Raw genomic sequence first — 13,449 nt, 5'->3', positions numbered from 1 at the left:
CCTTAGGCACCCATGAGGCGTTCGGCGAGGTACAGATAGAGCTTGTCGAGCGGGACCCGCTCCTGCAGCATGGTGTCGCGGTCGCGCACCGTGACGGCGCGGTCATCGAGCGAGTCGAAGTCAACCGTGACACAGAAGGGGGTACCAATTTCATCCTGGCGGCGGTAGCGTCGTCCAATCGCACCAGCGTCGTCAAAGTCCACATTCCACTGCTGACGCAGCTCGGCCGTGACCTCCCTCGCCAGGGGGGACAGCGTCTCGTTGCGACTGAGCGGCAGCACAGCCACCTTGATGGGGGCCAGACGCGGGTCGAGCTTGAGCACGGTGCGGGTATCCACACCGCCCTTGGCGTTGGGCACCTCCTCCTCGTGGTAGGCATCCACCAGGAATGCCATCAGAGAGCGGGTGAGTCCGGCCGCGGGCTCAATCACGTAGGGTGTCCAGCGCTCGTTCTTCGTCTGATCGAAATAGCTGAGGTCTTTACCGGAGTGGGTGGAGTGGGTGCTCAGGTCGAAGTCGGTGCGGTTGGCGATACCCTCCAACTCTCCCCACACGCTGCCGGCAAACTCGAACCGATACTCGATATCCGTCGTGCCCTTGGAGTAGTGCGAGAGCTTCTCGGTCGGGTGCACAAAGAGACGCAGATTCTCGGGATTAATGCCGAGGCCGGTATACCAGTCCAGGCGGTGCTGGATCCAGTACTCGTGCCACTCGTCATCCGTGCCGGGCTCGACGAAGAATTCCATCTCCATCTGCTCAAACTCGCGGGTGCGGAAGATGAAGTTTCCGGGCGTGATCTCGTTGCGAAAGCTCTTGCCGATCTGGCCGATACCAAACGGCGGCTTCTTACGCGCCACCTGGAGCACATTGGCAAAGTTCACGAAGATACCCTGAGCCGTCTCGGGGCGCAGGTAGTGCATCCCGGCCTCGTCATCCACGGGGCCGAGGTAGGTCTTGAGCAGGCCAGAGAAGGCGCGGGGCTCGGTCCACTCGCCGCGGGTGCCGCAGTTGGTGCAGACAATGTCGCCGAGGCCGTTCTCGGGGGCGTGGCCCTTCTTCTCTTCGTAGGCCTCCTCCAGGTGGTCGGCGCGGTAGCGCTTGTGACAGTTGGTGCACTCCACGAGAGGGTCGCTGAAGACCTCGACGTGACCGGAGGCCTCCCACACCTGGCGGGGCAGGATCACCGACGAGTCGATGCCCACGGTGTCCTCCCGGCTCGTAATCATGTAGCGCCACCACTGCTTCTTGATGTTTTCTTTGAGCTCGGTACCGAGAGGCCCGTAGTCCCAGGCTGAGCGCGAACCACCATAAATCTCACCCGCCTGAAAAACGAATCCTCGGTGGCGGGCGAGGGCAATTACACGGTCAAGACGGCTGGCTGCGGCCATGGCGACTCCAATGATGGGAGGGGGAAAACGGGAGACCCGGGGTAGCCCGGGTCGCATGAGCGTTTAGTCTACCCGGGCATGCTGGGCGACGTGGTGTGCGGCCGAGGGTGTGGAGGGATGAGATGCGCCACCACACGTTCCCAGGCCGGGTGGGGCGGGGTGATCACCTGGAAGTGGTCGACACCGGGGACCGTGTCGAGACCGCCCTGCTGCGGGCGACCACCGAGGTGCGTTCGGGTGTAGGCGCGCGACATTGCCACCGGCACCCGGTCATCCGCGTCGCCGTGCACGAGCCAGGTGGGGACGTCCGGTGCGGGCAGCCGGGCCGGGTCGATACCCGCGTAACGCTCGGGATACTGGGCGGGGCTGCCGCCGATCAATTCGGCCACAGCGCCCGCACCGAGATCAGCGTCGAAGGCGGCGGCGAGATCGGTCACGGGTGCAATCGCGACCACCCGTGAGACGCGGGGCGGCTCGAGACGCCAGCCCGCCGCATCCCCGGGGAGTCGGTGCCGCACCGCCGCCCACAGCGCCATCTGGCCGCCCGCGGAGTGCCCCAGGTAAACGATGCTCTGCGAGTCAACGCGGCCAGGGAAGGCCGCTTCGATGAGGCCGGGGAGGGCATCCGCCCCGGCTGCAACGTCCTGAAATGTGTGGGACCAGTCGCCCCCGGCCCCCGTACGCCGGTATTCGAACACGGCAACCACGCAGCCGCGGCGAACAAGGTCCGCGGCAAGCGGAGCAACATGTGCTCGGTCATGCAACGAACGCCAGAACCCACCGTGCCACAGCAGCACGAGCGGTGCCGGATGCGTGTCGCTGGGGAACCACACATCCGCCACCTGGTCGGGATGACCGCCGTAAGAAACGGTGAGTCTGGGTCCGGCTACCGCGGATTCCCGACCGGCCTCGGTGAAATTTTCTCACTCACGCTGACTCATACCCACAATGCTATGGATACAGCGCTCATGAGCGTGATGCCCGGGGCACGAGCGCGATCACGGCCGCACCCAACACGGCAACCCCGGCGAACACGTAGAAGTTCACCTGGTAGCCGAGCAGGAGCGAGGCAATCACCCCGCCAATAATGGGGCCGGTAATGGCACCGATGCGGCCCACCCCGAGGGACCAGGCCAGAGCCGTGGCGTTAAGGCGGACGGGGAAGTAGGTGGCGCAGAATCCGCCGATCAGGATTTGGGTGCCGACACTGCCCAGACCTGCCACCGCCACGAGAGCGTAGAGAGCCGCCATCGGCAGGTTCAGGCTCAGCAGGAAAATGGAGGCACAGGCGAGGATGAAGCAGGTGATCACCACGCGCTGACCGCCGATCCGGTCGGCGACCCAGGAGGCGGAGATGGCACCCACGATAGCCCCCAGGTTGAGCATCAGCAGGAAGCCAAGCGCACCGCCCAGCTCGTAGCCAGCCGTGCGCATGATCTGCGGCAGCCAGGTGTTGAGACCGTAGACGAGCAGCAGGCCGCAGAAGTTTGCAAGGGCAAAGAGGATGGTCGCCAGAATCCAGCGGCGGGTGAACAGCTCACGCAGGCTCGACCCGGCCTTGGTGGGGGCCGCTGAGGAGGAGGCCTCGACGGCCCCGTCCCGGACGGGAGCCTCCGCAACGATATCCGTGTAGACCAGGCCGTATCGGCCAGCCGTGCGCCGGGCAGCCTCGGTGTCGCCACGGGCAGCAGTGTAGGCGATTGACTCCGGCAGGAGCTTCCACACCACGGGCAACAGCGTGACGAGCGGCAGGGCACCCACGAGGTACAGCCAGCGGAAGTCCACGTGGGCCAGAAAGTTCATGGCCACAATCGCCGCAATCACGCCACCCACCGAGTAACCGCTAAACATCACGGCATTGGCGATCTGGCGGCGGCTCTTGGGCGCAAACTCGACCGTCATGGCAATGCACGTGGGCACCACCCCGCCCAGGCCGAGGCCGGTAAGGAATCGCAGCACCGCGAAGATTTCGACGGTGGGAGCAAAGAAGGTGAGCAGCATACACAGCGAGAACCAGGCGATACAGCCCAGCATGATGCGTCGCCGACCCAGGCGGTCGGTGAGCACACCGACGGTGAGCGTGCCCAGCAGCATCCCCACGAGGGCAAGGCTGCCGATGGAACCGGCGAGCGCGGCATCCACACTCCACGCCGGGTATTCAAGGATGGCCGGCACGGTTGAGCCAAAGACGACGAGATCGTAGCCGTCGAAGATGATGGTGACAAAGCAGAGAATCAGCACGGTCAGACCGCTGCGCCGGGCAGGGGCCGGGTGTGCGGATCGTTCAGATGAGGCGGACGGGGTAGAGAGTGTTGTCGCCATTGACAGCTCCTCGGTTTGGGTGTGTCGGCTCGCCGACGCACGATTCTGCGGTGAAGGGTGTGGTGTCGGGGTAACTCACGGGCGTCGTTGCCCGCGGGAGGGAGGGGGCCGGGTGCTGCACGCACCACCCGGCCCCGGTCGCGGACGTACCGCTACACGCTCACCTTCTCGCCCAGCCGGTTGGGTGTCCATCGAACGTGGTTGTTGACGGGCTCCCCCTCGGCGGGGAGTACCAGTTCGAGGCGGGGGCGCACCGCCTCGGTACGGGATGTCGGCGGACGACGGCGACCGGCCCGGTAGGGCATCGGCCACTGGGCCCCGACCCCCACGTACCCTTGCTCGGCGGCGGCGTGCAGGGTCCAGTGTGGGTTGTAGAGGTGTGAGCGACCGAGCGCGCACAGGTCGGCGCGGCCCGCGAGCAGGATCGAGTTGACGTCGTCGTAGGAGGCAATAGCCCCGACCGCGATCACTGTGACACCGTGCCGGGCCGCAACCCGGTTGCGGATAGCATCGGCAAACGGTGTCTGATAACTGCGGCCAAAGGCGGGTTTCTCGGTCGATACCACCTGGCCGGTGGACACGTCAATCGACTGCGCCCCGTGCGCGATAAACGCCTCGGCGATTGCAACGGCGTCCTCGGTGTGGTTACCGCCATCCGCCCAGTCTGTGGCGGAGAGTCGCACACCGAGGGGTCGCTCGGCGGGCCAGGCGGCTCGCACAGCGTCGAAAACCTCCAACGGAAACCGTAGTCGGTTCTCGAGCGAGCCGCCGTACACGTCAGTGCGGGTATTTGACAACGGCGACAGGAACGACGAGAGCAGATAGCCGTGCGCCGCGTGAACCTCCAGCAGGTCGAAACCAGCCTCAGCGGCACGGCGAGTGGCCTCAACGAACTGCTCTCGCACCGTCTCCATATCGGCGCGGGTCATTTCCCGGGGAACCTGATTCTTGTCGCTGTAGGGGATGGCGGAGGGGGCGATAACCTCCCAATTCCCCTCCTCCAGGGGCTGGTCGATACCCTCCCACATGAGCCGAGTGGAGCCCTTGCGGCCCGCATGGCCCAGCTGCACACCCACCTTGGCGGCGGAGTTCGCGTGGGCGTAGTTGACGATGCGACGCCAGGCATCCGTCTGCTCGTCACTGTACAGACCCGTGTCTCCGGGTGTAATGCGTGCCTCGGGTGAGACGCACACCATCTCGGTCATGACGAGCCCAGCACCGCCCGTGGCACGGCTGCCCAGGTGAGCGAGGTGGAAGTCGCCGGGCACACCGTCAACCGCCGAGTACATGTCCATGGGTGAGAGCACAACACGGTTTACGAGCTCCAACTGGCCGATCCGATGGGGCTGAAACATAGCGGGAGCTGAGGTCTCGCCGGTCCCGACCGCTGCCGCAAACGTCTCGTCCACAAGCTCCGTGAACTCGGGGTCGCGCAGCTTGAGGTTGTCGTGTGTGATGCGGCGGCTGCGGGTGAGCAGGTTGAAGCAGAACTGCACGGGCTCCTGATCGACATACTGCGCAATGTTTTCAAACCATTCCAGGCTGGCCTGGGCGGCGCGCTGGACGGAGTCGGCCGAGGGTCGGCGCTCCCGCTCATACGCCTCCAACGCCTCGGGCACCCCGGCGTGCTCATGCAGGCAGGCAGCGAGCGCGAGCGCATCTTCAAGGGCCAGCTTGGTCCCCGAGCCGATGGAGAAGTGCGCGGTGTGGGCGGCATCCCCGATCAGCACGATGTTGTTGTGGCTCCAGCTCTCGTTCTTCACGGTGGTGAAGTTGATCCACTTGGAGTTGTTGGCGAGGATGTTGTGGCCCGCCAACTCGTCGGCGAAGATCTCGGCGATTTTCGCGATTGATTCTTCGTCGCTGACCCCGGGCGGGAAGGATTTGTCGGCGCTGGCACCGAAGCCTGCACGCTCCCACACATCGGGGTGCATCTCGACGATGAAGGTACTGCCCTGGTCGGAGTAAGGGTATCCGTGGATCTGCATCACCCCGTAGTCGGTCTCCTTGATGAAGAATTTGAACGCCTCGAAGACAAGATCGGTGCCCAGCCAAATGAACTTGCAGGGACGCGGGTCGAGGTGGGGCTTGAACGAGTCGGCGTAGCGGGTGCGCACCATCGAGTTGAGGCCATCGGCGGCGAGCACCAGGTCGTAGTCGCGGCTGAGTTCGTCGGTATCGGGTGCCAGGGTGGAGTAGTGCACGGTCACGCCGAGCGACTCGCAGCGGCGCTGTAGCAGGGCCAGAAGCTCTTTACGGCTCATCGCGGCGAAGCCTTGGCCACCAATCGTGTGCATCTCTCCCTTGTAGTGCACGTCGATATCGGTCCAGCGGGCAAACTGTTCGGCCATCTGGGCGGAGAAAACGGTGTCGGCGTTTTCGATACCGCCGAGTGTTTCATCGCTGAACACCACGCCAAAGCCGAAGGTGTCGTCGGCGGCGTTGCGCTCCCACACCGTGATGTCGTGTTGGGGGTTGAGCTGTTTCATCAGGGCGGAAAAGTAGAGCCCTCCGGGGCCTCCGCCGACGACTGCGATGCGCATTAGTTGTCCTTTCCTACGTAGCTGTACTGCTCTTTAAGCTGCTCACGCAGCCGGAAGTGTTGAAGTTTGCCGCTGGGGTTGCGCGGGAGGCTGTCCACAAAGGTGACCTCACGCGGGTATTTATAGGGGGCGATGGTCTGCTTAACGAAGTCCTGTAGCTCTTTGCGTTTATGGTCGTCGCCGACGATGCCGTCACGGAGGACAACGTAGGCGGCCACGAGGGTACCGCGGGCAGCGTCTGGTTTGCCGATCACGGCGCTCTCCACCACATCGTGGTGTTGACCGAGAGCTCCCTCCACCTCGGGAGCACCGATGTTGTAGCCGGAGGAGACGATCATGTCGTCGGAGCGGGCCTCGTAGTGGAAGTAACCGTCCTCGTCCATTCGGAAGGTGTCCCCCGTGACGTTCCAGCCGTTGCACACGTAGTTGGCCTGGCGGGCGTCGTCGAGGTAGCGGCAGCCGGTGGGCCCGATTACGGCCAGCCGTCCGAGCTCGCCCACGGGGGCCTCCTCGCCGTTCTCATCAAGAATTGTGGCCCGGAATCCGGGGATAGCTTTGCCCGTGAATCCGGGCCGAATATCGTCGCCAGCGGCCGAGATGAACACGTGCAGTAGTTCGGTGGATCCGATCCCCTCGATCAGCCGGAGCCCGGTGCCCTCGTAGACCTCCTGCCAGACGCTCTGCGGCAGGTGCTCCCCGGCCGAGATAGCCACGCGGATGCCGGCCAGCAAGTGGGACCGCCCCTCACGCAGAATGGCCCGGTACGCCGTCGGCACCGTGAAGAGCACGGTCACCCCGTTGTCGGGGCACAGTTCGACGAGTTCTACCGGAGTTGCCCGCTCCACGAGCAGTGATGAGGCCCCAAACCGCAGCGGGAACACGACCGAACCACCCAGCCCAAAGGTGAAAGCAAACGGTGCCGAGCCAGCAAAGACATCGTCTTCGCGCGGCTGCACCATGAAACGGGCGAAGGTGTCCGCGTTGGCGAGAATATCGCGGTGAAAGTGCATGGTGATCTTCGGCACCCCCGTGGTGCCGCTCGTGGGGCAGAGCAGGGCCACATCATCGGCAGCGGTCACCACATCGGTGAACTCACCGCTCTTAGTAGCGCAGCGGCTGGTGAGATCTCCCGAGTCTTCGGCCCCATAAGACACTACCGAGAGGGTGGAGTCGGCCACCGCGAGCACGTCACCGGCGAAGCGGTGATCCACGAGCGCTACGGTGGGTTTCGTGCGCTCCACAACGGGTGCGAGTTCCCGAGCGCGCAGGGCGTGCATGGTCGTGACAACCACGGCACCCGCTTTGAGCGAGCCGAGCCAGGCCGCCACAATCCAGGGCGTGTTGGGGCCGCGCAGCAGCACCCGATTTCCGGGCACAACGCCGAGATCCTCGGTGAGGACCTGAGCCACCTGGTTGGCGCGGTGCAGCAGATCGCCGTACGTCCAGACCTCACCGTCAGGCGTACGCAGGCAGGGGCGGTCGGCACCAAACCGGGCCACCCCGTCGGTAATCAATTCGGTGGCGGCGTTGAGTCGGGCCGGATACTGCACCTCGGGAATCGTGAACTCCAGAGTGGGCCACTGCTCGCGAGGCGGCAAGTGATCTGCGGCGAAGGTATCCACGTGCGCCGTTGCACTGAGAACCATAACGAACCTTCCTAAGCTAATTAAGATGATGCGGCCGGTGATGCGGCCGCATGTGGGGTGGTAACGAGAGTAGAGGGGGTGTCAATCACAGGGGGCGGGACGGCGCGGATGGGGATAGCATCCGTCTGTCGTCGCCTGTGGAGGGGAGCCGGGGCCTACCGTTTACGCCAGGCCCCGGCGGAGGTGCAACCGCCTAGCGGGGCGAACGCACCATTCCCTCCTGCGCAACGGTCGCCAGGAGCGAGCCGTGGCGATCGTAGAACCGTCCGAGGGCGAGACCACGACTGCGCTGCACCGACACGGCCTCCTGGGCGTACAACACCCAGTCGTCCGCCCGGCCAGCACGGTGGAACCACATGGAGTGGTCCAGGCTGGCGGTGACCAGCCCCGGGTCGGTCCAGGCGATGCCCTGCACCCGGAGCAGCGACTCCAGGATCGTGTAGTCACACACGTAGGCGAGGGCGGCCCGATGCAGGATCGGGTCATCGGGCAGGTGCTCGTAGGCTTTTACCCACACGGCCTGGTGCGGGGTACGTTCACCCTCAACCGTGAGGTAGACCGGACCCTCCACATGCCTCATATCGAAGCTGCGTTCGGAGGACCAGTAACGGGCTGCCGCCGAATCCACCCCCGCCAACGTCTCGGCCGATGAGGGTAGTGACTCGGGCTCAGGGACACCCGCGGGTAACTCGCTCGCCCACTCATGCCCCGCCTCGGGCACGTGGAACGAGGCCAGCGCCGCGTAGATGGCCTTGCCACCCTGGTAGCCGCGCACCTGGCGGGTGGAGTATCCACGGCCATCCCGAAGCAGCTCCACCTCGTAGCGCACGGGCGCTCCGATATCGGCGGGCCGCATAAAGTAGCCGTGCATGGAGTGCAGCTCCCGGTCGCTGTCCACCGAACGCATGGCGGCGAGTGCGGATTGTGCCACCATATCGCCACCGTACGCTTTGGGCCAGGGCACCGGTTGGGTGACGGCCTCAAACGCCTGGTCAAACACCTCAGGCTCGACGGCGCGCAGGGTGAGCGCGTCGAGGAGCCGCTGCGAGGTGGGCTCGGTGGCGGCCACCGCCGGAGTGGCCGAGGCGACGGGGGCGGGGGTCATGCTCGGCGGTATCCGGCCAGCGTGGAGTCGTCCACGTCGGGGAGGTTGACGACGATGTTGTCGGGTGTACGGGCGGTCAGCCAGACGAGCTCCTCGGTGGTGCTCATATTGACCTCCACATGGGGCATGAAGGGGGGAACAAAAACGAAGTCGCCGGCGGTCATGTCCACGTATTCCTGGTAGCCCTCACCGAAGTAGATGCGGCCGTGCCCGATCAGCACGTAGCCGCCGGTCTCGGCCTCGCCGTGGTGGTGGGGCAGGGAGCGGAAGCCGGGCTCGTTGCTCACGCGGCCAAACCAGATCTTGGTGGCGGGCGAGCTGTGGATGCTCACGCCGGAGAGGCGGTGTGCTCCGCCCGAGTGTCCGGTGTCTTCGTGCAGCGCGTTGGCGCGGGTAACGACGGGAACAACAGCAGCAGTGGTGTCGGTCATGGGTGTGTCCTTTCGGGGTTAATACGGTGTGTGTGGATTCCGGGGTTTAGTGGGGGGTCGGGACTATACGCGCGCAGGCTCGGCAATGCGGATGCGGTTCGTCATCGTGCCGATCCCCTCGATTGTGGTTGTCAGTACGTCGCCCTCGGTGAGGAACTGCGGCGGCTGCATGGCCATGCCCACCCCGCCGGGAGTGCCCGTGAGCACAACATCGCCGGGGCGCAGGGTGGAGAACTGGGAGATATAGGAGACGAGGGCCGCGGCCGAGAATACGAGCGTGGCGGTGTTGCCGTGCTGCACCGTGACGCCGTTGACCTGGCAGGTGATGTCGAGACCGGCTGCCGGGTCAACGGCATCCGCGGTGACCAGCACGGGGCCGAGCGGGGTGGAGGCGTCGAACGCCTTGCCCTGTAACCACTGAAGCGTGCGGTGCTGCCAGTCGCGCATCGATACGTCGTTGGCAACCGTGTACCCGGCGATAGCCCGGGATGCTTCGGCCTCGTCACCCCGATAGATGGTCGCCCCGATCACGACGGCCAGCTCGGCCTCCCAGTCCACACGGGTCGAGTCTCCCGTGAGGAGGATGTCGGCCTCGGGCCCGCACAGCGTATCGGCGAATTTGGCGAAGAGGGTGGGGTACTCGGGGATGGCCCGCCCGGTTTCACGAATGTGCTCGGAGTAGTTGAGGCCGCAGCAGAAGATCTTGCCGGGGCTGGGCACAACCGTGGCAAACTCTGGATGGGGCAGGGGCTCGGTGCGGCCCGCTGCGGTGGTGGCCCGGTCGCGCCACTGCGGGTCAAGCAGCAGTTCACTGACGCTCGCCGCGCGGAGCCGGTACCACGTACCGTCGAACTCAACGGCTGCGGCCGTCCGGGCCCCGTGGTTGGTGTCGGGGGAAACACTCACTGTTGCTAACCTCACGGCTGGCCACACCCTTTCTTCGTTGAATCGGTGTTGTGAGTGGAAAGCTATCACAATTTCCCGGAGATAGGAATTTGATGATATGTTTTTCCTGCATGCGGAATTTTTAGGAGGGTTGACGTGGCTCAGACACTGCAATCAGTGAGTCAAGCGCTCAAGATCTTGGAGCTGCTCCAACAGCATCCGAGTCTCGGCGTCTCCGATATCTCGGAGTTGTTAGCTGTGAGCCCGTCAACCGCACACCGCCTACTCTCCACCCTTCTGGAGAGCAACTTTGTGAAGCAGGAACAGCCCGGGCGCAAGTATCAACTGGGGCCACTGATGAGCGGTAGCCGCACCGCCTCGGCCGTGGAGCACTGCATCGAGATTGCCACGCCCCACATGCTCACCCTGCGCGACACCACCCAGGAGACCGTGCACCTTGCGACCCTCACCCGGGCACACACCCGCTTTGTGGCGGCCTACGAGTCGCCCCACATCATGCGAGTGACCAGCCGAGTGGGCCGCCAACTGCCCGCGCACGCGACCGCCGCGGGAAAGATCCTGCTGTCTGCACTGAGCGATGCCGAACTCGCCGAGCTCTACCCGGAGGGGGACCTGGCGCAACCGACAACCGGCAGCATCGGCACCGCCGCCGAGTTGCGCCGCCACGTGGCACACGCCCGCGAGGTGGGCTACGCGCGCAATATGTCGGAGGCTGAACCGGGGGTCGGCGCGTTGGCCGTGCCACTACGGCATCCGGCTGGCGGGGTCGTCTGCTCACTAACCGTCACCGGCCCGGATGCCCGCCTCAACCCTACGGGAGACGTCCGTCTCTCCGCCCACGAGCGCGACCTGCTGCGGCAGCTCTCTGCCACCGCGCGATCCATCGAAGCCGAACTGCGCTACTAAACGTTTTCGACCCCACCTCATTACCCCCACCAATCACAGGAGATGACCCATGGCACACCTCACAGCCAACCCCGCCCACATGGCCAAGCCCTCCGGCTACGCACACGGTATTGTGGCCGGTCAAACCGTTTATCTGGGCGGACAGACCGCCCTCGACCAGGACATGAATATTGTGCCGGGAGGGATTGTGGAGCAGTTCACGCAGTGCTTTAAAAACGTGCTTGACACCCTGGCAGAGGCCGGGGGGAAACCGGAAGATCTCGTCTCGGTGACGATCTACCTCACCGATGTGGACGACTACCAGAAGAACGGCCGCGAGATCGGCCGCATCTGGCGCGAGATGGCCGGCACCAACTACCCCGCAATGGCCGGGATCGGTGTGACCCGGCTGTGGCAGAAGGAGGCCCTGATTGAGATCGAAGGGGTTGCGGTTCTAGGGTCATAGCCCGCCACCGCACCGGGTGAGTTTTCCTCACAGATCGACGTTTATTTCCTCGTACCTCGACTTTTTCTCACCCGTTAGCACCATCGCACGACAGCCGCAACAAGACACCCAGCACAATCCGCGTCGCCGGGTCGTTGAGGGCCAGGCCGCTAAGATCCTCGGCCCGACCCAGGCGGTAGCGCAACGTGTTGGGGTGCACGCGCAACACGGCGGCAGCGGCACGCACGTCGCTAAAAGCATCCAGGTACGCGCGGATACTCGCCACCAGCTCGCCCCCCGACCGCGTGTCGTGCTCCCGCAGCGCGTCCAGGCGGGGGTCGCGCAGGCGCGGCTGATCGGCCACGAGCGCAACGATATCGCTCAGCAGCACATCAGAGCGTAGGCCCGAGAGCGACACCACGGCGGGGTATCGGGCAGGGTCGCGGCGCACGGCATCCAGCAAATGGTCTACCGAGCGGCGGGCCTCGGGCAACGCGACCATGCCCCCCGGTGCCTCAGCGACGGCGGCGCGCAGGCTACGGCCGAAGCGGCCGCCCGCGTCGGCGAGCGCGCTGGCAGCCCAGTGCTGGAGGGCATCCGGGTCGGAGGTGGCGACGACGCCATAGATCGTGCCGCGATGAGCGGCGAGCGCGATGGGCCTGCGGTAGCTGGCGGCGTGCAGTCGCAGGTAACTCATGGTGTCGGCGGTGAGTTCCGCGGCGGGCGGGTCGGCCACGGCATCCGTGTCGACTGTGGGCACCTCCGGCACCGGCAGCACCGTCACCCCGATCACGGCGAGCAGGTCGTGTGGCTGCGGGTTGAGCAGCGACGCGAGCGCGTACGTCTCGGTCACGGTGGCCAACCGCGGGGCCTCGCCCGCGGGCTCCGCGCCGAGCCCCAGCCCCACGAGAACGAGCCGGTCGTCACGGTGCGCGGGGTGCTCCCGGCCACGCATGAGCCGGGCGGCCAAGCGCGCGGCACCGGGAATCAGCGCGTTGGCATCCGCCGAGAACGGTTCGCGGCCTTCCTGCACCCACAGGGTGCCCAGCTGTCGGCCGTCGCTGTGGATACCGGCGGCCAACCGCGCCGCCCGCCCCAGTTCCTCGTTGGCCGGCACCCGCAAGACACTGCCCTCGCTCGCCAGGGCGCTCAGCACGCCCTCATCGCTGAGTCGGCGCATCTGATCGGCGGGGCCGCGACGGCCCAGAATGGAGGAGATTCGCAGCTCATCGGCTCCCTCAATCGCGCGCGAGTAGGCGAGCACCTCACCACCACTGTCCTCGATGGTGACGAGCCCGCGAACCTGTGCAGCAACAGTCTCAGCGAGAGCGAAGAGATCACTGACGGTACCGGCGAGTGCAGAGGTGGCGGGGTCGGCGGCCTCAAGCGTGCCGAGCAGACGGTGCAGGATGCTCGTGAGCTGGTCCCAGCTGGCCTCACGGTGCACACGCACCACGCTGATTCCGCGGCGGGCGGCGGCGGACAAGAGCCCGACATCCGGCTCTCCGCTGAGCTTCACAAAGACCACGCTGTTGTCGGGTACAAACGGCAGCAAACCGGGCAGGAGGGCATCACGCGCGCCAACGAGTAGGAGGGCGTCGGCGGCCGGGAGGCTGCGCTCGCGTAGCTCCTCGGCCTCGACGAGCGCCAGGGTGCGGAGGGGCTGGTCGCGGGTGCGCGGGCCGGAGAGGAGGCGCACGAGCGGCTCACCGACGGTGTGCAGGAGCGCACGCAGGGTGACGGAGCCGGGGGTGCGGTGTGGGGCGGGCATGGCTTCT

Annotated in this window: 11 protein-coding genes; 2 read left to right on the top strand and 9 right to left on the bottom strand. The window is 65.6% G+C overall.

All coding sequences use genetic code 11. The annotated features are described in order from the left end of the window. Nucleotides 1-2: 2 nt before the first annotated feature. The 8 genes from FB466_RS05975 to FB466_RS05940 all read right to left on the bottom strand — a co-directional run bounded on the left by FB466_RS05975 (nt 3) and on the right by FB466_RS05940 (nt 10,356). Complete coding sequence (locus tag FB466_RS05975) at nt 3-1,388, bottom strand: glycine--tRNA ligase (protein ID WP_141916641.1); 1,386 nt, start codon at nt 1,386-1,388, stop codon at nt 3-5. Between the two features lie 68 nt (nt 1,389-1,456). Then, nucleotides 1,457-2,221, bottom strand: a complete 765-nt coding sequence (locus FB466_RS05970) for an alpha/beta hydrolase family protein (protein ID WP_211344764.1) — start codon at nt 2,219-2,221, stop codon at nt 1,457-1,459. 133 nt (nt 2,222-2,354) lie between these two features. Further along, nucleotides 2,355-3,710 (bottom strand): MFS transporter, encoded by a 1,356-nt coding sequence (locus FB466_RS05965; protein ID WP_211344763.1) that lies wholly within the window; start codon nt 3,708-3,710, stop codon nt 2,355-2,357. A gap of 152 nt (nt 3,711-3,862) precedes the next feature. Beyond that, nucleotides 3,863-6,253 carry a bifunctional salicylyl-CoA 5-hydroxylase/oxidoreductase gene (locus tag FB466_RS05960; protein ID WP_141916638.1) on the bottom strand — a complete coding sequence of 797 codons (2,391 nt, stop codon included), beginning with the start codon at nt 6,251-6,253 and terminating at the stop codon, nt 3,863-3,865. Continuing rightward, on the bottom strand, nt 6,253-7,899 hold the full coding sequence (locus FB466_RS05955; RefSeq protein WP_141916637.1) for an AMP-binding protein: 1,647 nt from the start codon (nt 7,897-7,899) through the stop codon (nt 6,253-6,255). Before FB466_RS05955 ends, FB466_RS05960 begins: the two co-directional genes overlap by 1 nt. A gap of 193 nt (nt 7,900-8,092) precedes the next feature. Next, nucleotides 8,093-9,004 (bottom strand): acyl-CoA thioesterase, encoded by a 912-nt coding sequence (locus tag FB466_RS05950; RefSeq protein WP_141916635.1) that lies wholly within the window; start codon nt 9,002-9,004, stop codon nt 8,093-8,095. Continuing rightward, a complete protein-coding gene (locus FB466_RS05945) occupies nt 9,001-9,435 on the bottom strand; it encodes a cupin domain-containing protein (protein ID WP_141916633.1) in 435 nt (144 codons plus the stop codon). Before FB466_RS05945 ends, FB466_RS05950 begins: the two co-directional genes overlap by 4 nt. A gap of 63 nt (nt 9,436-9,498) precedes the next feature. Further along, nucleotides 9,499-10,356: a fumarylacetoacetate hydrolase family protein gene (locus FB466_RS05940; protein ID WP_141916632.1), complete on the bottom strand. Its 858-nt coding sequence runs from the start codon at nt 10,354-10,356 to the stop codon at nt 9,499-9,501. Between the two features lie 120 nt (nt 10,357-10,476). Between FB466_RS05940 and FB466_RS05935 the strand changes: the two genes are divergently transcribed. Together FB466_RS05935 and FB466_RS05930 are read left to right on the top strand one after the other, a co-directional pair. Further along, nucleotides 10,477-11,247 (top strand): IclR family transcriptional regulator, encoded by a 771-nt coding sequence (locus tag FB466_RS05935; protein ID WP_141916630.1) that lies wholly within the window; start codon nt 10,477-10,479, stop codon nt 11,245-11,247. Nucleotides 11,248-11,296: 49 nt separating this feature from the next. Beyond that, entirely contained in the window at nt 11,297-11,692 is a 396-nt protein-coding gene (locus FB466_RS05930) for a RidA family protein (protein WP_141916628.1), read from the top strand. Between the two features lie 67 nt (nt 11,693-11,759). On the opposite strand, the gene FB466_RS05925 is transcribed toward FB466_RS05930, so the two are convergent. Further along, on the bottom strand, nt 11,760-13,442 hold the full coding sequence (locus FB466_RS05925; RefSeq protein WP_170206043.1) for a PucR family transcriptional regulator: 1,683 nt from the start codon (nt 13,440-13,442) through the stop codon (nt 11,760-11,762). Nucleotides 13,443-13,449 lie beyond the last annotated feature (7 nt).

It is taken from the genome of Klugiella xanthotipulae (assembly GCF_006716695.1).
Taxonomy (GTDB): Bacteria; Actinomycetota; Actinomycetes; order Actinomycetales; family Microbacteriaceae; genus Klugiella; species Klugiella xanthotipulae.
Note: the sequence above shows the minus strand (reverse complement) of the source record. Positions and strands in the feature narration are given on the sequence as shown.

Coding starts and splice junctions, on each gene's coding strand:
- FB466_RS05975 (WP_141916641.1), bottom strand. CDS start 1,388: ATGGCCGCAGCCAGCCGTCTTGACCGTGTAATTGCCCTCGCCCGCCAC.
- FB466_RS05965 (WP_211344763.1), bottom strand. CDS start 3,710: ATGGCGACAACACTCTCTACCCCGTCCGCCTCATCTGAACGATCCGCA.
- FB466_RS05960 (WP_141916638.1), bottom strand. CDS start 6,253: ATGCGCATCGCAGTCGTCGGCGGAGGCCCCGGAGGGCTCTACTTTTCC.
- FB466_RS05955 (WP_141916637.1), bottom strand. CDS start 7,899: ATGGTTCTCAGTGCAACGGCGCACGTGGATACCTTCGCCGCAGATCAC.
- FB466_RS05950 (WP_141916635.1), bottom strand. CDS start 9,004: ATGACCCCCGCCCCCGTCGCCTCGGCCACTCCGGCGGTGGCCGCCACC.
- FB466_RS05945 (WP_141916633.1), bottom strand. CDS start 9,435: ATGACCGACACCACTGCTGCTGTTGTTCCCGTCGTTACCCGCGCCAAC.
- FB466_RS05930 (WP_141916628.1), top strand. CDS start 11,297: ATGGCACACCTCACAGCCAACCCCGCCCACATGGCCAAGCCCTCCGGC.
- FB466_RS05925 (WP_170206043.1), bottom strand. CDS start 13,442: ATGCCCGCCCCACACCGCACCCCCGGCTCCGTCACCCTGCGTGCGCTC.